The following is a 24,764-nucleotide window of genomic DNA, read 5'->3' as shown; positions in this document are numbered from 1 at the left end:
CCAGGGAGCCTTAACGAGGAACTCGCCATGTTCAACGACCTCAGCCGCATGGGCAAATACCTGGGCCAGGCCGCCCGGATGCTGGTCGGCATGCCCGACTACGACACCTATGTCGAGCACATGCGCAACAAGCACCCGGACAAGCCGGTGATGACCTACGAGGAGTTCTTCCGCGAGCGCCAGGAGGCGCGCTACGGTGGCGGCAAGGGTCGGCCGATCCGCTGCTGCTGAATCCCCATCCTTCCGCGGGCCACGTCTGACGTGGCCCGCGTCTTTTCTGGAAGTTGCGCATGTCCGAAGTAGCCAACGACAACCACGCCCCGATCCCCGTCACCGTGCTCACCGGCTTCCTCGGCGCCGGCAAGACCACCCTGCTCAAGTACCTGCTGCAGGCCGAGCACGGCATGAAGATCGCGGTGATCGAGAACGAGTACAGCGAGACGCCGATCGACGGCCAGTTGCTCGGCGTCGAGCCGGTGCAGGTGATGACGCTGTCCAATGGCTGCGTCTGCTGCTCGATCAACACCGACCTGGAAAAGGCCCTGTTCCTCCTGCTGGAGCGCCGCGACAACGGCGAAATCGACTTCGACCGCCTGGTGATCGAGTGCACCGGCCTGGCCGATCCGGCGCCGGTGGCGCAGACCTTCTTCGCCGACGAGGAACTCTGCCAGCGCTACGTGCTGGACGGCATCATCACCCTGGTGGACGCCGCCAACGCCGAGCGTCACCTGCAGGAAACCATCGCCCAGGCCCAGGTCGGCTTCGCCGACCGCATCCTGGTGAGCAAGACCGACCTGGTCGACGCCGCCACCTTCGAGGCCCTGGGCCAGCGCCTGCAACGGATCAACCGGAGGGCGCTGGTGCATGTGGTCGAGCACGGCCGCATCGACCTGGCGCACCTGCTCGACGTACGTGGCTTCAACCTCAACGCCGACCTCGGTCCTGGCATCGGCCTGCGCCCGCTGCGAGCGGTGGCAGCCAAGGACAGCCGCGATCGCATCGGCACCCTGGTACTGCGCAGCGACACGCCGCTCGATCTCGAAAGGCTGAGCGAGTTCATGGACGACCTGTTGCAGTGGCATGGCAATTCCCTGCTGCGCTACAAGGGCGTGCTGAACATCGCCGACGAGCCGCGTCGCCTGGTGTTCCAGGGCGTGCTGCGACTCTACGGCTTCGACTGGGATAGCGAGTGGCGGGACGACGAGGCGCGCGAGAGCGTGATCGTGTTCATCGGCGACAACCTGCCGGAGGACAGTATCCGCGAGGGCTTCGAACGCATCGTCGAAGGCCGCTGAGGCGCATCGACGCCAAAGGAGCGTGGAAATGGACAGGAACGCATTGATCGGCGCCTGGCGGGACTGCATCCGTGGCGCGGACAAATCCTGGGTGCTGTTCGCCCAGGGCACTTGCGTGATCCTCACGCAGCCGGAGCCGGACCTCGCGGCCCAGGCGCGGGCATTGCTGGCCGAGTGGGGAGCGGTACAGGTCGGCACGCCGGCGGGCGACTTCGGTGTGATCACCCTGGACAACGGCCGCGGCTGGGTGGTGACCGGGCATCACCCGGACATCCTTACCTTCGTCCCTCGCGAGGAACTGGAGGAGGACGCCGGCGAGCTGCTCGTCGGCATGCACGGCCGCTCCCGGCGGGGCGAGGATGCCGAGGCCTTGGCGGTGATCCATGTCGAGGACCGGCGATAACGCTACCCGGCGCCTCCTCCCTCGGAGGAAATGAAAAAGCCCGGCATTTGCCGGGCTCTTTCGTCTTGCCTTGTCGCTTAGTTGCCGTAGACCGGGAACTTGGCGCAGATCGCCTTGACCTTCTCGCGTACGCCGTCGACCACGGACTCGTCGCCCATGTTCTCGAGGATGTCGCAGATCCAGCCGGCCAGCTCGCGGCACTCGGCTTCCTTGAAGCCGCGGGTGGTCACGGCCGGGGTACCGATGCGCAGGCCGGAGGTGACGAACGGCGAGCGCGGGTCGTTCGGGACCGAGTTCTTGTTCACGGTGATGAACGCGCGGCCGAGGGCGGCGTCGGCGTCTTTGCCGGTGATGTCCTGCTTGATCAGGGAGAGCAGGAACAGGTGGTTCTGGGTGCCGCCGGAAACCACGTCGAAACCGCGGTCGAGGAAGACCTGGGCCATGCTCTGGGCGTTCTTCAGGACCTGCTGCTGGTAGGTCTTGAACTCCGGCTGCAGGGCTTCCTTGAAGCACACCGCCTTGGCCGCGATCACGTGCATCAGCGGGCCGCCCTGGGCGCCGGGGAATACCGCGGAGTTGAGCTTCTTCTCGATCTCCTCGTTGGCGCGCGCCAGGATCAGGCCGCCGCGCGGGCCGCGCAGGGTCTTGTGGGTGGTGGTGGTGACCACGTCGGCGAACGGCACCGGGTTCGGGTAGACGCCAGCGGCGACCAGGCCGGCGACGTGGGCCATGTCGACGAACAGGTAGGCGCCGACCTTGTCGGCGATGGCGCGGAAGCGGGCGAAATCGAGGACCTGGGAATAGGCGGAGAAGCCGGCGACGATCATCTTCGGCTTATGCTCCACGGCCAGGCGCTCGACTTCGTCGTAGTCGATCAGGCCATTGGCGTCGATGCCGTACTGCACGGCGTTGTACAGCTTGCCGGAGGAGGAGACGCTGGCGCCGTGGGTCAGGTGGCCGCCATGGGCCAGGCTCATGCCGAGGATGGTGTCGCCGGCCGACAGCAGGGCCAGGTAGACCGCGGCGTTGGCCTGGGAGCCGGCGTGCGGCTGGACGTTGGCGTAATCGGCGCCGAACAGTTGCTTGGCGCGGTCGATGGCCAGTTGCTCGACGATATCGACGTACTCGCAGCCGCCGTAGTAGCGCTTGTGCGGATAACCTTCGGCGTACTTGTTGGTCAGCACCGAACCCTGGGCTTCCATCACCGCCGGGCTGGTGTAGTTCTCGGAGGCGATCAGCTCGATGTGCTCTTCCTGGCGCTGGGCTTCCTGCTCCATCGCGGCAAAGAGTTCGGCATCGTAGCGGGCGAGGGTCAAATCACGGCTGAACATGGCGGTCCTCATAAGGATCGGTGCTGGGAAAAGGCGCGCATTCTAACCCATGCGGCGGGTGCTGGCACATGAAAGGCCATCATGTCGCGGATAAGCGGCGCTCAAGCGCGCCGCACGGCGGCTCAGCCCTCGTTGAACATGAACAGCACGTCGCTGGCGTAGAGCATGCCGAACTGCTCGGCGGGCATCGGCCGGCCGAACAGGTAGCCTTGCACCTCGTCGCAGCCGTGCTCGCGAAGGAAGTCCAGCTGGGCCTGGCTCTCCACGCCCTCGGCGATCACCATCAGGTTCAGGCTGTGGGCCATGGCAATGATCGCCCGGGCGATCTGTGCGTCCTGTTCGCCGTGGGGCAGGCCGTCGACGAAGCTGCGGTCGATCTTCAACACGTCGATGGGGAACTGCTTGAGGTAGTTCAGCGAGGAGTAGCCGGTGCCGAAGTCGTCCACCGCGATGGCCAGGCCGAGGCGCTTGAGCCCGGAGAGGATCTGCATGGCCTCGGCGACGTCACTCATCAGGATGCTTTCGGTCAGCTCCAGCTCCAGGCAGGCCGGCGGGATGCCTGTCTCGTAGAGGATCGCGGCGATCCGCTCGCCCAACTGGCCATCGGCGAACTGCCGTGCCGAGAGGTTCACCGAGACCTTCGGCACCCGCACCTTGGCCTTGTGCCAGCTGCGCAACTGCTTGCAGGCTTCCGCCAGCAGCCAGTCGCCGACCTGGGCCACCAGGCCGATCTCCTCCAGCACCGGAATGAACTCGCTCGGCGGAACCAGTCCGCGGCGCGGATGCTGCCAGCGCAGCAGGGCCTCGGCGCCAGTCAGGCGGCGGCCGTCGCCGGTGAACTGCGGCTGGTAGTGGAGGACGAACTCGCCCAGTTCAAGGGCGCGGCGCAGGTCGCTTTCCAGTTCCAGGCGCTCCAGGGCGCGAGCGTTCATCTCGGCCTGGTAGAACTGGAAGTTGTTCTTGCCCATCTCCTTGGCGTGGTACATCGCCGTGTCGGCGTTCTTCATCAGCAGGCTCAGTTCGGTGCCGTCCTGGGGCGACAAGGCCACGCCGATGCTGGCGGTGACGAAGAATTCACGGCCTTCCAGGGTGAACGGCCGGGCCAGACGGCCGAGGATCAGCTCGGCGACCTGGATCGCCCGTTTCAGGGCGATCTCGCGGTCGCCCTGGGAAGGCAGCAGCAGGGTGAATTCGTCGCCGCCCATGCGCGCCACGGTATCGTCCTGGCTGACGCAGGCGCTCAGGCGGGTCGCCACTTCCTGCAGCATGCGGTCGCCGGCGGCGTGGCCGAGGGAGTCGTTGATCGGCTTGAAGCGGTCGAGGTCGAGGAACATCAGCACCACCCACTGGCCGTTGCGCTCGGCCTGCTGCAGGGCGGTATGCAGACGGTCCTGGAACAGCGTGCGGTTGGGCAGGTGGGTGAGGGCGTCGTAGTAGGCCAGGCGGTGGATGCGCCGCTCGCTGGCCTTGCGCTCGCTGATGTCGCTGAAGAAGCAGACGAAGCTGACCAGGTCGCCTTCCTCGTCACGCACCGCGGTGATGCCGACCCAGGACGGATAGAGTTCGCCGGTCTTGCGCTTCTGCAGGATCTCGCCTTCCCAGCTGCCGCTGTGCTGCAGGCTGGCGAGCACGTGCTTGAGCTGGTTGGCTTCCTGGCGGTCGGCGGTGAGCAGGCGCGGCTGCTGGTCGAGCACGTCGGCCGGGCTGTAGCCGGTCAGGCGCGAGAAGGAATCGTTGACCTGGACGATGTAGCCGGCCGGGTCGGTGACCATGATCGCCGCCGTGGAGTGTTCGAATACCGTCGCCGCCATCCGCAGCTCGCGTTCGGCGCGGCGCTGCTGGCTGATGTCGCGGGCGATGCCGAGCAGGCCTTCGAAGCGGTCGTGCTCGTCCCACATCAGGACGATCCGCAGTTCGATGGGAATCTTGCGTCCGTCGGCGCGCAGGCAGTCGAGGGCGAACAGATGCTGGCCAGGGTTTTCCCGCAGCTCGGCGAGCTTCTGGCGGTCGCCGATGGCGTGCCGCACGCGGCGCAGCAGGCCGTTCAGGCGGCCGAGCTGGCGCGGGTTGGTGGCGGTCTGATGGAGGCCGTTGAGCAGCGCCCATTCCGGGCTGTAGCCGAACACGTGCTGTACCGAGGGGCTGACGTAGCTGGCGTTGAGTTCGGCGTCGGTGGAGAAGATCACGTCGCTGATGTTTTCCGCCAGCATGCGGTAGCGTCGGCCGTTCTCGCGCAGCGCGTTGTTCGCCTCGACGGTGAAGGTGATGTCCTTGGCCACGCCGATCAGGCGCGCCACGCGACCGCTGCGGTCGCGGCTGAAGGCCTGCTCGCGGATGTCGAACCAGTGCCAGCGGCCGTCGCGGTGGCGCCAGCGCAACTGGCTGTCGAGCAGCAGGCCGTCGCCGACCACGTGCTGCAGGTTGCGGATGCGCCAGTAGTATTCCTGGTCGTCGGGGTGCAGCAGGGTTTCCCAGAAGTTCTCGCCCATCCGCGCCAGTTCTTCCTGGTTGTAGCCCAGTTGCTGGCCCAGGTGATGGTTGCTGAAGATCACCCGGCGCGCGTGCAGGTCGTGGATGTAGAGGGTATCGGGCACCGCCTGGACCGCGTCCGACCAGAACTTCTCGCGCTCGATCAGCGACAGTTCGACTTCCTTGCGACTGGTGACGTCGGACAGGCTGAGGGTCACCGCATGCCATTCGCCGGGGTTTTCCGGCAGGCGCAGTTGCAACCACAGGTGCCGCGGCGTGCTCTTGCCGCAGCGCAGCGTGGCTTCAAGTTCGAGTACCGGCCGGCGCTCGATGAGCGCCTCGATCACCTGCAGGCGCAGGCTGTCCGGTTGTAGCGGGCCGTGGTCGAGCAAGCGCTGCCAGGCCTGTTCGGTGGAATCGATCTGTAGCAGGCGGCGACTGACATCGTTGATCTCGGTGATGCGGATCCGCTCCAGCAGCGCCTGCTGCCGCCCGGGTTCGCCGGCGAGCCAGGCGCGCAGTGCGGCGCAGCTGTCCAGGCCTTGCTCCACAAGAGCCTGGCGCAGGGCGGAGAGGTCGAGCACGCAGAGGGCCACGCCGACCCCTTCGAAGATGTCCTGGTAGCGCCGCCGGGTTTCCTCCAGGACGCCGAGGGCGTGCTGTTCCTCGGTGACGTCGCGCAACACCCAGACCTGCCCGCCCTGGAGTATCTGCTCGCGGAGGGTCCAGGCCTGGTCGGCGAGCGCCGGATAGCTGGCCAGCGGATGGCGGCTGAGGGTGAACGTCCGCGGCTCGCCGCGCACCCGCAGCGGCAGCAGCTCGCTACGGGTCTCGCCGTCGCCACCGGCGTCCGTCAGCCAGCCTGGCTCGAGGTCTGGCAGCAGGCCCAGCAGATGATGCTGGCGGGCCTGGGCCGAACTGATGCCGAAGAGGCGTTCGGCCTGGGGATTGAGGTAGCTGAGGCGGCCGTCGGCGCGGGTCACCAGCACCCGCTCGTCGATCGCCGCCAGTGCCGTGGCCGCCTGGCGCAGGCTGCGCTGCGAGGCCAGGGTCATGGCGCGCAGGCCTTGCTGCTCGCGGTGCAGGCGCAGCAGCATGTACACGGTGACGCCGACCAGCAGGAGGAAGATCGCCAGCTCGCCGCCGATTCCCGGCAGCAGGCCGAGCCGCACTCGCGTGCTGTCGTAGAGCCCGCGAAGCTGCCAGTCGCTGTTGCGCAGCGGTTCCACGCCGAGGGTCTGCATGTCGTCGAGCAGCGCCGTGCTCCCCGGGGTATGCCAGAGCACCCGCCCGGCGTATTGGTCTTCCAGGCGCCAGAGCAGGTTGCCGGTGGGCAGGTCGGGACTCCACTGGGCGAGGCTGTCGCTGGCCAGGTGCAACAGCCAGAAGCCACTGTCGCGGCGGCTGCCGGGTTCGCGCAGGGTCAGGTAGAGGGATTCGCCGTCGCGCGGGTCGAGGCAATAGTGGTAGAGGCCGGAGCCGGCGTGCTGGCGCAACTGCTCGGGCAGCGTCGTTTCCGGCGACGGGCTGTCCGTCTGCGGGGCGCTGTCCACCCATTGCAACTGGCGCACCTGCGGCAGCGCATCGCTGATGCGCGGCAACAGCCTGCCCTGTATCTCGCCACGCTCGCTGGGGGGCACGCCCGGGAGCAGGGCGAGGGCGGTGCGCGCCTTGAGTTCGAGGGTCAGGGACAGGCGGTCGTTGAGACGATCGAGCTGGGCCGCGGCTCGCTCGTGTTCGAAGCGTTCCTGCTGGCGCAGCTCCTGGCTCATCTGCCAGAGCAGCAGGCCGAGCATCAACAGGACCAGCAACAGCAGGCCAGCCTTGGCTGCCGGTCGGTCGGGTACGGTCAGTGGGTCGCCGGCGGGAGGCGGCGACGGGGTTAGCGAGGGGGTCGACACTGACCGGAATTCCTGGGGGAGGTGTGATTCGGTAGACAGTTAGGATGCCCGGAAGCAAGGCCAAGTGCCAGTATCGCCGACGAGCGTCACGGTCCTTTCCGGCTGTCGAGGCACTTTGTCGCAGGGCCGGTGAGGACTGATCTTCCCGAGTGTCGAGCAGGCCTCCGGGCGGCCGAAGTCGACGGCACGCGGATCGGTCCGTGCCATGCGGCGACGAGAGGGGCGCCGCCGCGGGTGCGAGGGTCAGGAGCGAGCCGGATTGGAGGCGCCATGGAGGAACATCTGCTCCAGGGTATGCGCGGAATTGGAGCTGGCCGCCCGTCCGCGACGTTCCGCATCGACCATGCCGTAGACCAGGGTGATGAACAGTTCGGTGAACACGGCCGCCGTGATGTCGATGCGAAACACGCCTTTCTGCTGTCCGCGCAGGAAGAAGGCGTCCAGCGCTTCCAGGTAGGACTGCCAGCGTGCGCCTTCACCGTGCGGGTCGAGGAAGTCCGGGCGGTACTGGAATACCAGGAATACCAGCAGCTCGCGGTGGGTGAGGTGTTCCTTGATCAGGCGCTGCAACGCCTCCAGAGGCTCGGCATGCTCCAGGTCGCAGGCCTGGATGATCTGGTTCAGTACGGTCTCTCCGTGGTCCTCGAGCATCTGCACCAGGTTGTCCCGCGTGCCGCAGAAGCGGTGCAGGGTGGCCTTGCTTACGCCGGCCGCCTCGGCCAGTTCCTTCAGCGTCGCTCGCGGGCGGTCGACGATAGCGACTGCCAGCGCCTTGATGAGTCGCTCGTCATGGGAAATCAGGGTCATCGATGGGTCCCGGTTGGTTTTTCTGATTGTGCGCATTGTGCAGAAAACTGGCCTCGCGTCCAAAGGAATTAGCTGTCAAAAGATCATTTGAGACAATATTGACTCAATTAGCTCGAAAAAGTACCATTCGATCCGTTTTCAATCAACGGTCGGGTGTGTCATGGCTGATTTGCGTGCAATAGGAAGGATCGGGGCGTTGGCTATGGCCATCGCGTTGGCGGGTTGTGGGCCGGCGGAAGAGCGACAGGAGGCCGCCGAAATGGTGTTGCCGGTGGAGGTCCTGACGGTGCAGGCCGAGCCCCTGGCGCTGAGTTCGGAACTGCCTGGGCGGATCGAACCGGTGCGGGTCGCCGAGGTGCGCGCGCGGGTGGCCGGCATCGTCGTGCGGAAGCGCTTCGAGGAGGGCGCCGACGTCAAGGCTGGCGACCTGCTGTTCCAGATCGATCCGGCACCGCTGAAGGCTGCGGTGTCGCGCGCCGAAGGTGAGCTGGCGCGGAACCGCGCGGTGCTGTTCGAGGCGCAGGCGCGGGTGCGTCGCTACGAGCCGCTGGTGAAGATCCAGGCGGTCAGCCAGCAGGACTTCGATACCGCCACCGCCGACCTGCGCAGCGCCGAGGCGGCGACCCGCTCGGCCCAGGCCGACCTGGAGACCGCGCGCCTGAACCTCGGCTACGCCTCGGTCACTGCGCCGATCTCCGGGCGCATCGGCCGCGCGCTGGTGACCGAGGGCGCGCTGGTCGGGCAGGGCGAGGCGACGCTGATGGCGCGCATCCAGCAGCTCGATCCGATCTATGCGGATTTCACCCAGACCGCGGCCGAGGCCCTGCGCCTGCGCGACGCCCTGAAGAAAGGCACCTTGGCCGCCGGCGACAGCCAGGCGCTGACCCTGCGCGTCGAAGGGACGCCCTACGAGCGCCAGGGCGCGTTGCAGTTCGCCGACGTGGCGGTGGATCGCGGTACCGGCCAGATCGCCCTGCGCGGCAAGTTCGCCAACCCCGACGGGGTCCTGCTGCCGGGCATGTACGTGCGCGTACGTACGCCCCAGGGCATCGACAACCAGGCGATCCTGGTGCCGCAACGGGCCGTGCACCGCTCCAGCGACGGCAGCGCCCAGGTGATGGTGGTGGGCGCCGACGAGCGCGCCGAGTCGCGCAGCGTCGGTACCGGCGTCATGCAGGGTTCGCGCTGGCAGATCACCGAGGGCCTGGAGCCGGGTGACCGGGTCATAGTCGGCGGCCTGGCTGCGGTGCAGCCGGGGGTGAAGATCGTGCCGAAGCCGGATGGTGCCCAGGCGCAAGCCCAGTCACCTGCGCCGCAACAGTAAGGGCGGGTTCGCCCCGAGGATTTTCCGATGTCCGAATTCTTCATCAAGCGGCCGAACTTCGCCTGGGTGGTGGCCCTGTTCATCTCCCTGGCCGGCCTGCTGGTCATTTCCAAATTGCCGGTAGCGCAGTACCCCAATGTCGCGCCGCCACAGATCACCATCACCGCCACCTATCCCGGCGCCTCGGCGAAGGTGCTGGTGGACTCCGTCACCAGTGTGCTCGAGGAGTCGCTGAACGGCGCCAAGGGCCTGCTCTACTTCGAGTCGACCAACAACTCCAACGGCACCGCCGAGATCGTCGTCACCTTCGAGCCGGGCACCGATCCGGACCTGGCCCAGGTGGACGTGCAGAACCGCCTGAAGAAAGCCGAGGCGCGCATGCCGCAGGCGGTGCTGACCCAGGGCCTGCAGGTCGAGCAGACCAGCGCCGGTTTCCTGCTGATCTATGCGCTCAGCTACAAGGAAGGCGCTCAGCGCAGCGACACCACCGCCCTCGGCGACTACGCCGCGCGCAATATCAACAACGAGCTGCGGCGCCTGCCGGGCGTCGGCAAGCTGCAATTCTTCTCTTCCGAGGCGGCCATGCGGGTCTGGATCGATCCGCAGAAGCTGGTGGGCTTCGGCCTCTCCATCGACGACGTGAGCAATGCCATCCGCGGGCAGAACGTGCAGGTGCCGGCCGGCGCCTTCGGCAGCGCACCGGGCAGTTCCGCGCAGGAGCTGACGGCGACCCTGGCGGTGAAGGGCACCCTGGACGATCCGCAGGAGTTCGGCCAGGTAGTGCTGCGCGCCAACCAGGACGGCTCGCTGGTCCGGCTCGCCGATGTCGCGCGCCTGGAACTCGGCAAGGAGAGCTACAACATTTCCTCGCGACTGAACGGCACGCCCACCGTGGGCGGGGCGATCCAGCTGTCGCCCGGGGCCAACGCGATCCAGACCGCTACCCTGGTGAAACAGCGTCTCGCCGAACTGTCGGCGTTCTTCCCCGAGGACATGCAGTACAGCGTGCCCTACGACACCTCGCGCTTCGTCGACGTGGCCATCGAGAAGGTGATCCACACCCTGATCGAAGCGATGGTCCTGGTGTTCCTGGTGATGTTCCTGTTCCTGCAGAACGTCCGCTACACCCTGATCCCGTCCATCGTGGTGCCGGTGTGCCTGCTGGGTACGCTGATGGTGATGTACCTGCTGGGGTTCTCGGTGAACATGATGACCATGTTCGGCATGGTCCTGGCGATCGGCATCCTGGTGGACGACGCCATCGTGGTGGTGGAGAACGTCGAGCGGATCATGGCGGAGGAGGGGATTTCCCCGGCCGAGGCCACGGTCAAGGCGATGAAGCAGGTATCCGGCGCCATCGTCGGCATCACCCTGGTGCTCTCGGCGGTGTTCCTGCCGCTGGCTTTCATGGCCGGTTCGGTGGGGGTGATCTACCAGCAGTTCTCGGTGTCGCTGGCGGTCTCGATCCTGTTCTCCGGCTTCCTCGCCCTGACCTTCACCCCGGCGCTGTGCGCCACGCTGCTCAAGCCCATTCCCGAAGGGCACCACGAGAAGCGCGGCTTCTTCGGCGCCTTCAACCGTGGCTTCGCCCGCGTCACCGAGCGCTATTCGCTGCTCAACTCGAAGCTGGTGGCGCGCGCCGGACGCTTCATGCTGGTGTACGCCGGCCTGGTGGCCATGCTCGGCTACTTCTACCTGCGCCTGCCGGAAGCCTTCGTGCCGGCGGAAGACCTCGGCTACATGGTGGTCGACGTGCAACTGCCGCCTGGTGCTTCGCGCGTGCGCACCGATGCCACCGGCGAGGAGCTCGAGCGCTTCCTCAAGTCCCGCGAGGCGGTGGCTTCGGTGTTCCTGATCTCGGGCTTCAGCTTCTCCGGCCAGGGCGACAATGCCGCGCTGGCCTTCCCGACCTTCAAGGACTGGTCCGAGCGAGGCGCCGAGCAGTCGGCCGCCGCCGAGATCGCCGCGCTGAACGAGCATTTCGCGCTGCCCGACGATGGCACGGTCATGGCCGTGTCGCCGCCACCGATCAACGGTCTGGGTAACTCCGGCGGCTTCGCATTGCGCCTGATGGACCGTAGCGGGGTCGGCCGCGAAGCGCTGCTGCAGGCTCGCGATACTCTTCTTGGCGAGATCCAGACCAACCCGAAATTCCTTTACGCGATGATGGAAGGACTGGCCGAAGCGCCGCAACTGCGCCTGTTGATCGACCGGGAGAAGGCCCGCGCCCTGGGGGTGAGCTTCGAGACCATCAGCGGCACGCTGTCCGCTGCCTTCGGCTCGGAGGTGATCAACGACTTCACCAATGCGGGGCGCCAACAGCGGGTGGTGATCCAGGCCGAACAGGGCAACCGGATGACCCCGGAAAGCGTGCTCGAGCTATACGTGCCTAACGCTGCTGGCAACCTGGTACCGCTCAGCGCCTTCGTCAGCGTGAAATGGGAAGAGGGACCGGTGCAATTGGTGCGCTATAACGGCTACCCGTCGATCCGCATCGTCGGTGACGCCGCGCCCGGCTTCAGCACCGGCGAAGCCATGGCGGAAATGGAGCGCCTGGCCGCGCAGCTGCCGGCCGGCATCGGCTACGAGTGGACCGGCCTGTCCTATCAGGAGAAGGTCTCCGCCGGGCAGGCCACCAGCCTGTTCGCCCTCGCCATCCTGGTGGTGTTCCTGTTGCTGGTGGCGCTCTACGAGAGCTGGTCGATCCCGCTGTCGGTGATGCTGATCGTGCCGATCGGCGCCATCGGCGCGGTGCTCGCGGTGATGGTCAGCGGTATGTCCAACGACGTGTATTTCAAGGTCGGCCTGATCACCATCATCGGTCTTTCGGCGAAGAACGCGATTCTCATCGTCGAGTTCGCCAAGGAACTCTGGGAGCAGGGGCATAGCCTGCGCGACGCCGCCATCGAGGCCGCGCGCCTGCGCTTCCGGCCGATCATCATGACTTCCATGGCGTTCATCCTCGGCGTGATACCCCTGGCCCTGGCCAGCGGTGCCGGCGCGGCGAGCCAGCGTGCCATCGGCACCGGAGTGATCGGCGGGATGCTCAGCGCCACCTTCCTCGGCGTGCTGTTCGTACCTATCTGTTTCGTCTGGCTGCTGTCGCTGCTGCGCAGCAAGCCGGCACCCATCGAACAGGCCGCTTCGGCCGGGGAGTGAACGAGATGCGCAAACCTGCTTTCGGCGTATCGGCGCTGCTGATCGCCCTGACCCTCGGTGCCTGCTCCATGGCGCCGACCTACGAACGTCCCGCCGCGCCGGTGGCCGACAGCTGGAGCGGCGCCGCCGCCCAGCGCCAGGGCGCGGCGATCGACACGCTGGATTGGAAGAGTTTCATCGTCGATGCCGAACTACGCCGCCTGGTGGGCGTGGCCCTGGATAACAACCGCTCGCTGCGTCAGACCCTCCTGGATATCGAGGCGGCCCGCGCGCAGTACCGAATCCAGCGCGCCGACCGGGTTCCGGGCCTGAATGCCGCTGCCACCGGCAACCGCCAGCGGCAGCCGGCCGACCTGTCCGCCGGCAATCGCTCGGAAGTGGCCAGCAGCTACCAGGTCGGGCTGGCCCTGCCGGAGTACGAACTGGACCTCTTCGGTCGGGTCAAGAGCCTGACCGACGCAGCCCTGCAACAGTACCTGGCCAGCGAGGAGGCAGCGCGCGCGGCACGGATCGCCCTGGTCGCCGAGGTCAGCCAGGCCTACCTGAGCTATGACGGCGCCCTGCGGCGCCTGGCGCTGACCCGTCAGACCCTGGTCAGCCGCGAGTATTCCTTCGCCCTGATCGACCAGCGCCGCGCGGCCGGCGCCGCCACCGCGCTGGACTACCAGGAAGCCCTTGGCCTGGTGGAGCAGGCGCGCGCCGAGCAGGAGCGCAACCTGCGGCAGAAACAGCAGGCATTCAACGCGCTGGTGTTGCTGCTGGGTAGCGACGATGCCGCGCAGGCGATTCCGCGGAGTCCGGGGCAGCGGCCGAAGCTGCTGCAGGACATCGCTCCCGGCACGCCGTCCGAGCTGATCGAGCGACGCCCGGACATCCTTGCCGCCGAACATCGTTTGCGGGCGCGCAACGCGGATATCGGCGCGGCGCGCGCGGCGTTCTTCCCGCGCATCAGCCTGACCGGCAGCTTCGGCACCTCCAGCGCGGAAATGTCCGGCCTGTTCGATGGCGGCTCGCGCTCCTGGAGCTTCCTGCCGACGCTGACGCTGCCGATCTTCGATGGCGGGCGCAACCGTGCCAACCTGAGCCTGGCCGAGGCGCGCAAGGATTCGGCGGTGGCCGCCTACGAGGGGACCATCCAGACCGCTTTCCGCGAGGTCGCCGACGCCCTGGCGGCCAGCGATACCCTGCGTCGCGAAGAGAAGGCCCTGCGCGCCCTGGCGAACAGCAGCAACGAAGCCCTGAAGCTGGCCAAGGCACGCTACGAGAGTGGCGTCGACAACCACCTGCGCTACCTCGATGCGCAGCGCAGCAGCTTCCTCAACGAGATCGCCTTCATCGACGGCAGCACCCAGCGGCAGATCGCCCTGGTCGACCTGTTCCGCGCGCTCGGCGGAGGCTGGGACGAGGGACGGAGCCTGGTGGTACATCGAGGCGGCAGGAGTTGAGCGGGTAAACGTGTGGGAAACGGTGCTAGCGGGTGGCAACTGCCGCCCGCTCAAGGGCTGGCAGGTTGTGCGGGGTTCGACGCGCCACGCAGGAACAGCTCCTCCAGCGTGGCGGACAACCCGGCACTGGCCGCGCGACCGCGGCGCTCGGCATCGACCATGCCGTAGATCAGGACGATGAAGAGTTCGCTGAAGGTCGCCGCGCTGATATCGATACGGAACACACGCTTCTGCTGGCCGCGCAGGAAGAAGGCGTCCAGGGCTTCGACATAGGACTGCCAACTGGCGTCCCCATGCCCGGCCTGGCGTCCCGGGTTCTGCTCGAACATCAGCAGCGCCAGCAGGTCGCGCTGGGCGAGGTGTTCCCGGATCAGCTCGCGTAGCGCTTCCCGCGGCTCCAGCCGCTGCAGGGCGGCGCTGTGGGTGAGGCGTTCGAGGGTACTCCTGGCATGGCTTTCCAGGCGCCGCTTGAGACCTTCGCGGGTACCGCAATGACGGTTCAGGGTTGCCCTGCTCACTCCTGCCAGTTCCGCCAGTTCTCCCATGGTGGCGCGCGGATGATTGACCATCGCGGTGGCCAAGGCCTTGAGCAGGCGCTGGTCCTGAGACGACGGGGTGGGCGCTGGGTCGAGACTGTCCCTGTGCGGGGAGTCGGGTAGCTGGGCGGATCTGGGAGCGAGTGTCATTTTTGAGGTTTTTTTTGTTCTTTTGAGACTGATTTGGATCAATTGTAGCAGGCTGGATCTCCCCACGCCTTGCTTCGCGTCAGGTCTTGAGCGGCAGCACCATGGCCGCGAGCAGTGCCAGGCCCACCCAGACCTCGCACGGGGCGATGGTCGCCGCCTCGCTCAGGCAGAACGCCTTTGACAGGACGAGGGTAGCGGAGACAGTAAGGGCGGCCAGTACGCTGCTCAGCGTCACCGTAGCGGCCTGGAATCGGACGGCGAACATCCGCCGGCAAAGCGCCCCGCCCCACGAAAACCGGGGTGGCTGGCCAGCTTTCTCTCGGTCTGTCATATACTTGGCCGAGTTTTTTTCCTTTTCTTCATGAGGTGCTCGTTTTGGCTCAGTACGTCTACACCATGCATCGGGTCGGCAAGATCGTTCCGCCCAAGCGTGAAATCCTCAAGGACATCTCCCTGTCGTTCTTCCCCGGCGCCAAGATCGGCGTGCTCGGCCTGAACGGCGCGGGCAAGTCCACCCTGCTGCGGATCATGGCCGGCGTCGACACCGAGATCGAAGGCGAGGCCCGGCCGATGCCGGGGATCAACGTCGGCTACCTGCCGCAGGAGCCCAAGCTGGACCCGCAGGCCACCGTGCGCGACATCGTCGAAGAGGCCGTCGGCCAGATCAAGCAGGCCCAGGCGCGGCTGGACGAGGTCTATGCCGCCTATGCCGAGCCGGATGCCGACTTCGACGCCCTGGCCGCCGAGCAGGCCAAGCTGGAGGCGATCCTGCAGGCATCCGACGGACACAACCTGGAACGCCAGCTGGAAGTCGCCGCCGACGCCCTGCGCCTGCCGCCGTGGGATGCCAAGGTCGAGCACCTGTCCGGCGGCGAAAAGCGCCGCGTAGCGCTGTGCCGTCTGCTGCTGTCGGCTCCCGACATGCTGCTGCTGGACGAACCGACCAACCACCTGGACGCCGACTCGGTGGCCTGGCTGGAGCATTTCCTGCACGACTTCCCCGGCACTGTGGTGGCGATCACCCACGACCGCTACTTCCTCGACAACGTCGCCGGCTGGATCCTCGAACTCGACCGTGGCCATGGCATCCCGTTCGAAGGCAACTACTCCGGCTGGCTGGAATCCAAGGCCGCCCGCCTGGCCCAGGAAGCCAAGCAGGAAGCCTCCCACGCCAAGGCCATGAAGGCCGAGCTGGAGTGGGTACGCCAGGGCGCCAAGGGCCGCCAGGCCAAGTCCAAGGCGCGCCTGCAGCGCTTCGAGGAACTGCAGTCGCAGGAATTCCAGAAGCGCAGCGAGACCAACGAGATCTACATCCCGGCCGGTCCGCGCCTGGGCGACAAGGTCATCGAACTGCACAATGTGACCAAGGGCTACGGCGACCGCGTGCTGATCGACAACCTGTCCCTGAGCATTCCCAAGGGCGCCATCGTCGGTGTGATCGGCGGCAACGGCGCGGGCAAGTCGACCCTGTTCCGCATGCTTACCGGCAAGGAGCAGCCGGACTCCGGCACCATCGAGATCGGCGAGACCGTGCAGATCGCCAGCGTCGACCAGAGCCGTGACAGCCTGGAAGGCAACAAGACCGTGTGGGAGCAGGTTTCCGACGGTTTCGAGCAGATCAAGATCGGCAACTACGAAGTCCCGTCGCGCAGCTATGTCGGTCGCTTCAACTTCAAGGGCGCCGACCAGCAGAAGTTCGTCAAGGACCTCTCCGGCGGTGAGCGTGGCCGTCTGCACCTGGCCCTGACCCTGAAGCAGGGCGGCAACGTGCTGCTGCTCGACGAACCGTCCAACGACCTCGACGTGGAAACCCTGCGTGCGCTGGAAGAGGCGCTGCTGGACTTCCCCGGCTCCGCCATCGTGATCTCCCACGACCGCTGGTTCCTCGACCGGATCGCCACCCACATCCTCTCCTACGAGGACGATGGCAAGGTGACCTTCTTCGAAGGCAACTACACCGAGTTCGAGGCGGACCGCAAGAAGCGCCTGGGCGACGCCGCGGCCCAGCCGCACCGCGTGCGCTACAAGAAACTGGCGTAAGCGCACCCTCGAGAAACCGCCCGCCGGCGTTGCCGGCCGGCGGTTTTTTCATGCCTGGAATTCAACGAGCCATGCGCTGGGGAACATGGGAACTGCGCAGGGACACCTCCATCGGCGGTACCCGGGGGAGGCTCCCACGCAGCATGCCTGAGCCTTCACCTAACTAAAGATGGGGGTGCATCGACGGCTGCGATGGTGTCAGCTCTGCTAGTGGTCTGCGCAGCCGATCCGTGCGCTCAATACCGCCTGCCCGGAGAGGCCGCGCCATATGGCGAAGCCCGGCGGAATCGAGTACCGGCATTGGCCGGGCGGACCAGCCGCTACCTTCGCTCGGCGCTGGCGCCTCGGGGTAGCGTTGCCGGTGGTGGCGGCTTGTGCGCTGTCTCCATCATCAGCAGTATGGCCGTTCGGCCTGTATCGCCGGCCTTGCGGCGGTACGACCGGGCGGGCCTTGAAGGGATGCGAGCGGTCGGGTGCGAATGCCAACAACAAACAAGCACGAATCATTGATCTCCCTGCGGGGGATCGGCAAGGGCTACCTCCTGGGGGGGCAGCCGCTGCAGATACTGAAAGACGTCTGCCTGGACATCTTTCCCGGAGAAAGCTGCGCGATCGTCGGCGCGTCGGGCTCGGGCAAGAGCACCCTGCTGAATATCCTCGGCCTGCTCGACCGCCCGGACAGCGGTGCCTACCGCTTCGCCGAGCACGACATCTTCAGCGTCGACGGGGACCGACTGGCGGCGATCCGCAACCGCCTGATCGGCTTCGTCTTCCAGAGCTTCAACCTGTTGCCGCGGCTGAACGCGCTGGACAACGTCGCGCTGCCCCTGAGCTATCGAGGGATGCCGCGCCGCGAGGCACTGGAGCGGGCCGAGGCGATGCTCGCCCGGGTCGGCCTGGCCGAGCGCGCCGGCCATCGTCCGGCGGACCTTTCCGGCGGCCAGCGGCAGCGCGTCGCCATCGCTCGCGCGCTGGTCGGCGAGCCGGCGCTGATCCTCGCCGACGAACCAACCGGCAACCTCGACGCGAGCACCGCGAAAGAAGTGCTGGAGCTGCTCCTCACCCTCAACCGCGAGCGCCAGGTGACCCTGGTGGTGGTCACCCATGATCCCAGCCTGGCCGCCCGTCTCGGGCGCCAACTGACAGTGCGGCATGGCGAGGTGCACGAGGACCTGGCGGAGGCCTGCCGGTGAGCTCCAGCCCGTCGCCCCGGCAATTGCTTCACGAGGCCCTCGCCAGTCTTCGCGGGCTGGGGCGCCGCTCGCTGCTGGCGTTGCTGGGTATCGTCATGGGCTGTTCATCGGTGATCGCGATGCTGAACATCGGCAGCAACGCGACCGACGAAGCGATGAGCATCTTCAAGGACATGGGCACCGACACCCTGGTGGTGCAGTTCCCGTTCGCCCCGCAGGCGCCGATGCCGATGCCGGCGTCGCTCGACACCGAACCGCTGCTCCGCGACGTGGCCGGTCTGGAGCACCTGGCGGCGCTGGGCCTGTACTCGGCGCCGGTGACCTTTCACGGACGCACCAGCAACGCCAGTATCGTCGGCGCCAGCGCCGGGCTCGCGGCTGCCGCCAGGCTGCGGCTGCGCGAAGGACGTTTCCTCTCGCGCTTCGACGATCACGACACCTACGTGGTGGTGGGCGCGACAATCGCCGAGGCCCTGGGGGCGCCCGGCGATCCGCTGCGCCTCGGCGAGCAACTGACGGTCAACGACTATCTGTTTCGCGTGATCGGCATTCTCCAGCCGCAGGCCAGCGCCGCTCTCTTGCCGTTCGCCGCCAACGACTCGCTGTTCGTGCCGGCGCCGGGCATGCCGCGCCTGCAGCCGGCCGCCGAGGTCAGCCATGTGGTGGCGCGGGTCTCGCCGGGAGCGGACGTCTATAGCGTCGGCGCGGCCCTGGGCGCGGCCCTGACGGCGCGGTTGCCCGGCCACGAGGCGCAGGTCCAGGTCTCGCAGCAGGTGCTCGATGGACTCAAGCGGCAGACCCGGACCTTCACCTACCTGCTGGCCGGACTGGGGATCATCTCCCTGCTCGGCGGCGGCGTCGGAGTGATGAACGTGATGCTGATGAGTGTCGCCGAACGCCGCCGGGAAATCGGCGTGCGCATGGCGCTGGGCGCGCGCCAGCGGGACATCCGCAACCTGTTCCTGATCGAGGCGGTGACCCTGACCGCCGCGGGCGCGCTGTCGGGCGCGGTGCTCGGCGTGGCGGCTGCGTATCTCTACGCCAGGTTCTCCGGCTGGACCTTCTCCCTGGCCTACGCGGCCCTGCCGCTGGGGATGGGCAGTACCCTGCTGGTGGGGCTGTTCTTCGGGCTCTATCCGGCGGTCTCGGCGGCTCGCCTGCAACCGGTCGAGGCGCTGCGCGATGAATAGGTGGGGCCTGGGCGTGCTGTGGCTGGTCGCCGCTCTTCCGGTGGCGGCCAGCGTCAACCCGGCGCTGAGTCCGGACGTACCGAGCATGGCCCGCGAGCAGGGCAGGTCGGTGCTGCTCAGCGAGCAGGTGATCGACCTCAGCCTGAGCGACGCGGTCTATCTTGGCCTGCGCAACAACCGTGGAATCCGTAGCGCCTACCTGCAACGGATCGCGCAGAAGTTCGACCTGCGCGTCGCCGCCGACGCCTTCAACCCGAAGCTGGTGGTGCGCGGCGACTATCGCGCCAACCGCGCCACCGAAGACCGCACGAGGACCAGCAATGTCTCGCCCACCGCGACCCTGCTTGGCGAATATGGCACTCGCTTCAGCCTGGCCTGGGTCAAGCAGTTCCGCACCGCCGACGAGGCCGGGCGCTACCGCAGCGATGGCCTCGACCTGACCGTCGTCCAGCCGTTGCTGCGCGATGCGGGCTGGGACGTCACCACCGCGCCGCTGCGCCTGGCACGTCTCTCCGAAGACGCCAATCGCCTGCAACTCAAGGCCAGCGTGTCGCAGACCATCAGCCAGGTCATCGGCGCCTACCGGGAGCTGCTGCGCGCCCAGGAGCAGGCGCGCATCGCTCGCGAAGCCCTGGCGCGGACCCAGGAGCTGCTCGAGGTCAACCGGGCGATGATCCGCGCCGGGCGAATGGCCGAATTCGAGATCGTGCAGACCGAGGCCGACGTCGCCAGCCAGGAGCTCAATGTCGAGGAGTCCACCAACCAGGTCGACAGCGCACGCCTGGCCCTGCTGCAACTGCTGGCGCTGGACCTGTCGACGCAAATCCGCGCCAGCGATGCGCTGGCCGCCACGCCGATCGAGGTCGACCGCCAGCAGGCGATCAGGACCGCCCTGCAGCAGCAACCGGAATACCTGCAACGCCTGATCGGCAGTCGCCAGGCCGACCTCAACCTGGTGCTGGCGAAGAACCAGCGCCTGTGGGATGTCTCGCTGGTGGGCGGCGCCAGCCAGATCCGCGACCGCTACAGCGAGGGCGGTGGCGACAATTCACGCAGCTGGGACAGCTACGCCGGGGTACAGGTGGAAATTCCCATCGGCGACCTCAGCCGCCGGCAGGCCGAGGTGCGCGCCCAGGTCGACGTAGAGAACCAGAAGATCCTGATCGAGGATGCCCGGCAGACCCTGGAGCAGAACGTCATCGATGCGGTGCGCGACCTCGGCACGCGCTGGCGCCAGTACCAGATCGCCCAGCGCGCCACCGCGTTGTCGCGGCGCAAGCTGGAGATCGAACGGGAAAAGCTGCGCGTCGGGCGTTCGAGCAACTTCCAGGTGCTGAGCTTCGAGACCGACCTGCGCAACGTCGAGAACACCCAATTGAATGCCCTGATCTCGTTTCTCAATGCGCAGACGCAGCTCGACCTGATCGTCGGCATGACCCTGGATAGCTGGGAGATTTCGCTCAATGACCACTGACCGGTTTTCCTTCCTGCGCCGGCCGGCATTGTCGCTCGCCGCCGGCCTGGCGGTTGTCGCGGCGCTGGCCTGGCTGGTCCTCGCCGGCGGCACCGCGAAACGCACGGAAGGGGAGCGCTGGGTCGCCGTACGGGCGGCCCCGCTGGTGCATCAGATCGGCCTGGTCGGACGCCTGGAACCGGGGCGCGTGGTGACCCTGGCGGCGCCCTTCGCCGGCAATGTCGAGGCGCTGCTGGTGGAGCCGGGACAGCGGGTCGCGGAAGGACAGGAGCTGCTGCGCATGGACACCCGCGAGATCGCCGTGCAGGTGCGCGAGGCACAGTCGGCGTTGCTCAAGGCCCGTCGCACCCTGCAGGACCTGCGCGACTGGGAGCGTGGCGAGGACATGGCGCGGGTCCGTCGTGCCCTGCGCAGCGCGCAGCTGGCGCAGAGCAGCACCGAGCGCAAGTTGCGCGAGACCCGCGAGCTGTTCCAGCGCGGGATCGTCCCGCGCAACGAACTCGACGATCTCGAACAACAGGCCAGCCAGCAGCGCATGGACCTGGAGGCGGCCCGGCGGGAAGTGGAGTCGACCCGCGCCAAGGGGCAGGGCGAGAATCGCCAGATCGCCGAAATGGACCTGGCCAACGCCAGCGTGAAATACGAGACGCTGCAGGCCCAGCTGGATGGCCGTACGGTGCGCGCGCCCTTTGCCGGTATCGTCGTCGCGGCGCCCGGCCTGGCTGGCGAGCAGGGCAGCCGCGAACCGGTGCAGGCCGGTAGCAAGCTGGGGCAGGGCCAGGCGTTGTTCGGCCTGGCCAGCGTCGAGCGGCTGAAGGTATCTGCGAAGGTTTCCGAACTGGATATCAACCAGTTGCGCGAAGGGCAGGCGGTGGAAATCAGTGGCGACGGCTTCGAGGGCACCACGCTGGCGGGCGTCATCGCCGCCCTCGGTGGTCAGGCTCTGCCCGGCATGGCCCAGGGAGGCAGCCCGCAGTTCGAGGTGACAGTGTCGGTAGCGCCGCTTGATCCCCGCCAGTTGCAGAAGATTCGTCTGGGAATGAGCGCCAAGCTGACGGTCACCACCTATCGCAACGAACAGGCCATCGTCGTGCCGCCGGAGGCGATACGCCACGAGGGTGACCGGCTGTTCGTGGACTTTCGCCAGGCTCCCGGCGCCAGCGTGATGGCGCAACAGGTCAAGATCGGACGCTCCACGCCGGAGGGCGTGGAGGTGTTCGAGTTGCAGCCGGGTCTCGTTCGCGTGCCGTCCTCGTCCGACCGATAGTTGGCAACCTAACTTTGGGTTGGCTGGGTGGCTTCGCGAGCTGCCAATTCTGGTAGGTACGCCCCGTCATGGTGCGTTTCTTCCCGACGCGGATGTTGACAGAGGTATCAGGATTCCTTCGCGACGACGCTTCGTCCGCCCTCCACGGCATTCACCGACCTTCCTTCGGAGGGGCAACCCCCTTCTTTCGCTAGGCTTTTCCAGAGCCGCGCTGACCGTACTCTGGCTCCCGTCGTTGACTGGTCCACTGCCCCTTCGTGGTGATTGCCAGCCCTGTCAGGCCTGCGTTCGCGGAGGTCGGCCAGGTGGGCATCTCGAGGCGCGGCGGGTTGGCAAACCCTATCGGATCTTTCCGATATCCGGTCTGTCCCGGCTCGTCGTGGGGACCGTCAGCGTCGGCACCGGATAGGACTCATGAGGTAAAGCCTCTCCCGATCCCGGTACGCACGGCCAAGGCGGGTGGTGTGGTTCGCCTGGCAGGTGGATCGGACGGGAAGGCACAAGGTGGTCGTGGGGGCGGGTCGGCGACGATCCTGCCGCATGATCAAGGCTCGGCAACCGCGAGCGTTGCCAACTCACTGGAAGGATACAAAACAATGAAATCCATCAAGTCCCTGCCGTCCTTTGCTGCTCTTGCTCTCTGCCTGAGCGTTTCGTCCATGGCCAGCGCGGCCACCATCACCCCGGTCAACTCGGCCTTCACCGCACCTGGCACCATCAGCGTGAGCTCGCCGGCGTCGCTCAATCTGCCAGTGACCTGCAACATCACCTTCAAGGGCAAGACCGCCGCCGATGGTTCCTATGCCTCGATCGACAGCGTCACCGTCAGCGGCAGCAACACCCTGTGCAGCGTGCCGCAGATGACCGGCCTGCCGTGGAAGCTGACCGTTTCCAGCACCACCGCCGGCAAGGTCGATGGCGTCGGCTTCAAGATTCTCTCCTCTACCTGTGGCCCGAGCACCGTCAACGGTTCCTGGAGCAACGCCACCAATACCCTCAGCGCCAGCAATCAGTCGCTGGCAGGCAACTGCAAGATCAACAGCCTGAGCGTGAAGCCGACCCCGGCCTTCGTAGTCAACCCGTAATCCGGGCTGCCGCTGGCGCCCTCGGCGCCAGCGGTTTCGCGCTCCCGCTGCCAGGCGTCCTTCGCGGGCCGGCAGGTCCGAGGGAGTTTCCGCCGGAAGCGGCGCAGAATCTCGTTCGCACATGGAAAACGGTCTGGGGGAGGGTGTCCGCCAGGACGCTCAAGCAGGCCGACCATCGTGCCCCGTGCACTAGCAGTCCACCAGGGGTGAAACCTTGAACAACAAAAACGATATTTCCTGCCTGTTTGCCAGAAAACCATTGCCATTGCTCTGCGCCCTGATCGTCGGCGGACTGTTCGGCACGTCCCAGGCGCAAGCCGGCGGCTTCATGGTGCCGACCACCAACACGGCGGGCTGGGGCCGTGCGATGGCAGGCGGCTCGCTGTTTCCCAACGATCCGAGCGCCGCGTTCAACAACCCGGCGGCCATGGCGTTCATCGACAAGCGGATCGCCCAGTTGACGGTCAACTACGCCGATATCGACATCAAGTACAACGGCGATGCCTACGACTACCAGGGTAATCCCATGACCGGCGGCTACCAGGACGGGCCGGGCACCCCCGAGCTGGGTACCAACGATGGCGGCCAGGCCGGATTCGGCGCGTGGCTGCCGACCGGCTTCCTGGTCGTACCGATCAACGACCGCTTCGCCTTCGGTCTGAGCCAGGTCGTTCCGATGGGAATGCGCAGCACCTGGGACCCGAACTGGAAAGGCCGCGATTTCGCGGTGGACACCAAGATCGAGACGATCGGCCTGACCGGCTCCCTGTCGTTCAAGGTCAACGACAACTTCTCCCTGGGCGCCGGGGTGATCATCCAGCGCACCTCCGGCTTCGTCAGCCAGAACCTCGATCTCTATGCCTCGGCCGCCAACTCCCCGGGCATGGGCGGGATTCCGTTCCCGGCCTCGAACTCGTCCGCGCTGATGCGGGTCAAGGTGGACAACACCTCGCCCGGCTTCTTCGCCGGCGCGGTTTGGAAGCCGACCGACCGCGACACCCTGGGCTTCGCCTACCACGCGAAGATCCGCAACAAGCTGAAGGGGCACTACAACCTCTACGACCACGACGGTGGACTGACCGAGGGCGCCATCGAGGGCGGCACCCCGGGCCTGGCCTATCCGGGCCTGGACCTGCGCATGGGCGCTTCCGCCTCGGCGCGCCTGGATATCCCCGCCTACGCCTCGCTGGATTGGGTACACCAGTTCAACGACCGTCTGAGCCTGGGCGCCAGCGCCACCTGGACCGAGTGGTCGTCGTTCCAGGACCTGACCCTCAAGTCCCACGGCAACACGATCGTCTCCATCCCCTACACCTACCGGAACACCTGGACCCTGGCGGTGGGCGGCGACTACAAGGTGACCGAACAGTGGACCATGCGCGCCGGGGTCGCCTACGACCAGACGCCGACCCACAATGCCACCCGCGACCCGCGGATTCCCGACGGCGATCGCTACTTCGCCTCCCTGGGCGCCGGCTATCGCTTTCAGTCGATGCCGGAGTTGTCGATCGACGCGGCCTACTCGCGGCAATTCGTCAAGGAGGTGCCGTTGAAGACGGTCAACCAGGATCGCCTGGGCGGCGGGCGGCTGGATGGCAGGGCAACCAGCAAGGGACAGGTGTTCAGCCTGTCCGCGACCTACGACTTCTAGACCCGGCCGTAGGTAGAGGAAGGGCCTCCCCCTGGCGGGGGAGG

At 66.9% G+C, this 24,764-nt stretch carries 18 protein-coding genes; 13 read left to right on the top strand and 5 right to left on the bottom strand.

Translation table 11 applies throughout. From position 1 onward, the window contains the following. Positions 1-27: 27 nt before the first annotated feature. From HMPREF3014_RS12225 to HMPREF3014_RS12215, 3 genes are read left to right on the top strand one after another with little or no spacing between them, the layout of a single operon-like run. Complete coding sequence (locus HMPREF3014_RS12225) at positions 28-231, top strand: YbdD/YjiX family protein (protein ID WP_003094856.1); 204 nt, start codon at positions 28-30, stop codon at positions 229-231. A 59-nt stretch (positions 232-290) separates the two neighbouring features. Then, positions 291-1,295 (top strand): GTPase, encoded by a 1,005-nt coding sequence (gene yjiA, locus HMPREF3014_RS12220; RefSeq protein WP_003094852.1) that lies wholly within the window; start codon positions 291-293, stop codon positions 1,293-1,295. Positions 1,296-1,317: 22 nt separating this feature from the next. Continuing rightward, positions 1,318-1,698, top strand: coding sequence for a hypothetical protein (locus tag HMPREF3014_RS12215; protein WP_003121337.1), 381 nt, complete (start codon positions 1,318-1,320; stop codon positions 1,696-1,698). A gap of 77 nt (positions 1,699-1,775) precedes the next feature. On the opposite strand, the gene glyA is transcribed toward HMPREF3014_RS12215, so the two are convergent. The 3 genes from glyA to nfxB form a co-directional block, all read right to left on the bottom strand. Next, positions 1,776-3,029 (bottom strand): serine hydroxymethyltransferase, encoded by a 1,254-nt coding sequence (glyA, locus tag HMPREF3014_RS12210; protein WP_048303919.1) that lies wholly within the window; start codon positions 3,027-3,029, stop codon positions 1,776-1,778. A gap of 122 nt (positions 3,030-3,151) precedes the next feature. Continuing rightward, on the bottom strand, positions 3,152-7,399 hold the full coding sequence (gene morA, locus HMPREF3014_RS12205; RefSeq protein ID WP_023087809.1) for a cyclic di-GMP receptor MorA: 4,248 nt from the start codon (positions 7,397-7,399) through the stop codon (positions 3,152-3,154). Positions 7,400-7,642: 243 nt separating this feature from the next. Next, on the bottom strand, positions 7,643-8,206 hold the full coding sequence (gene nfxB, locus HMPREF3014_RS12200; RefSeq protein WP_003094842.1) for an efflux pump transcriptional repressor NfxB: 564 nt from the start codon (positions 8,204-8,206) through the stop codon (positions 7,643-7,645). A 160-nt stretch (positions 8,207-8,366) separates the two neighbouring features. Here nfxB and mexC point away from each other — a divergent pair, with 160 nt between their 5' ends. The 3 genes from mexC to oprJ are packed head-to-tail and all read left to right on the top strand — an operon-like array spanning position 8,367 to position 14,134. After that, entirely contained in the window at positions 8,367-9,530 is a 1,164-nt protein-coding gene (gene mexC, locus HMPREF3014_RS12195; protein ID WP_003116286.1) for a multidrug efflux RND transporter periplasmic adaptor subunit MexC, read from the top strand. Positions 9,531-9,557: 27 nt separating this feature from the next. After that, complete coding sequence (gene mexD / locus HMPREF3014_RS12190) at positions 9,558-12,689, top strand: multidrug efflux RND transporter permease subunit MexD (RefSeq protein ID WP_003103150.1); 3,132 nt, start codon at positions 9,558-9,560, stop codon at positions 12,687-12,689. Between the two features lie 5 nt (positions 12,690-12,694). After that, entirely contained in the window at positions 12,695-14,134 is a 1,440-nt protein-coding gene (gene oprJ, locus HMPREF3014_RS12185; protein ID WP_003116284.1) for a multidrug efflux transporter outer membrane subunit OprJ, read from the top strand. A gap of 50 nt (positions 14,135-14,184) precedes the next feature. Here the strand turns inward: oprJ and escR are convergent, their stop codons facing one another. Then, positions 14,185-14,703 carry a TetR/AcrR family transcriptional regulator EscR gene (gene escR, locus HMPREF3014_RS12180; RefSeq protein WP_003094834.1) on the bottom strand — a complete coding sequence of 173 codons (519 nt, stop codon included), beginning with the start codon at positions 14,701-14,703 and terminating at the stop codon, positions 14,185-14,187. A 196-nt stretch (positions 14,704-14,899) separates the two neighbouring features. Beyond that, on the bottom strand, positions 14,900-15,085 hold the full coding sequence (locus tag HMPREF3014_RS12175; protein ID WP_003161789.1) for a hypothetical protein: 186 nt from the start codon (positions 15,083-15,085) through the stop codon (positions 14,900-14,902). Between the two features lie 110 nt (positions 15,086-15,195). On the opposite strand from HMPREF3014_RS12175, the gene ettA reads away from it, so the two are divergent. From ettA to HMPREF3014_RS12140, 7 genes are all read left to right on the top strand, one after another. After that, complete coding sequence (ettA, locus tag HMPREF3014_RS12170; RefSeq protein ID WP_003094829.1) at positions 15,196-16,860, top strand: energy-dependent translational throttle protein EttA; 1,665 nt, start codon at positions 15,196-15,198, stop codon at positions 16,858-16,860. A 506-nt stretch (positions 16,861-17,366) separates the two neighbouring features. After that, the gene (locus tag HMPREF3014_RS12165; RefSeq protein WP_003103142.1) at positions 17,367-18,053 is read left to right on the top strand and encodes an ABC transporter ATP-binding protein; all 687 of its coding nucleotides are present in this window, start codon (positions 17,367-17,369) and stop codon (positions 18,051-18,053) included. Beyond that, positions 18,050-19,243: an ABC transporter permease gene (locus HMPREF3014_RS12160; RefSeq protein WP_016852126.1), complete on the top strand. Its 1,194-nt coding sequence runs from the start codon at positions 18,050-18,052 to the stop codon at positions 19,241-19,243. The genes HMPREF3014_RS12165 and HMPREF3014_RS12160 overlap by 4 nt, the downstream gene beginning before the upstream one ends. Continuing rightward, a complete protein-coding gene (locus HMPREF3014_RS12155) occupies positions 19,236-20,717 on the top strand; it encodes a TolC family protein (RefSeq protein WP_003456774.1) in 1,482 nt (493 codons plus the stop codon). Before HMPREF3014_RS12160 ends, HMPREF3014_RS12155 begins: the two co-directional genes overlap by 8 nt. Further along, positions 20,707-21,984 carry an efflux RND transporter periplasmic adaptor subunit gene (locus HMPREF3014_RS12150; RefSeq protein WP_003116277.1) on the top strand — a complete coding sequence of 426 codons (1,278 nt, stop codon included), beginning with the start codon at positions 20,707-20,709 and terminating at the stop codon, positions 21,982-21,984. Before HMPREF3014_RS12155 ends, HMPREF3014_RS12150 begins: the two co-directional genes overlap by 11 nt. A gap of 596 nt (positions 21,985-22,580) precedes the next feature. Then, positions 22,581-23,069, top strand: a complete 489-nt coding sequence (gene praA, locus HMPREF3014_RS12145; protein ID WP_003119407.1) for an alkane oxidation protein activator PraA — start codon at positions 22,581-22,583, stop codon at positions 23,067-23,069. 259 nt (positions 23,070-23,328) lie between these two features. Next, entirely contained in the window at positions 23,329-24,720 is a 1,392-nt protein-coding gene (locus tag HMPREF3014_RS12140) for an outer membrane protein transport protein (RefSeq protein ID WP_003141567.1), read from the top strand. Positions 24,721-24,764 lie beyond the last annotated feature (44 nt).

Origin of the sequence: Pseudomonas sp. HMSC065H01, assembly GCF_001815235.1 — a bacterium.
Taxonomy (GTDB): Bacteria; Pseudomonadota; Gammaproteobacteria; order Pseudomonadales; family Pseudomonadaceae; genus Pseudomonas; species Pseudomonas aeruginosa.
The sequence above is the reverse complement of the archived record's forward strand: the minus strand, read 5'-3'. Positions and strand labels throughout refer to the sequence as shown.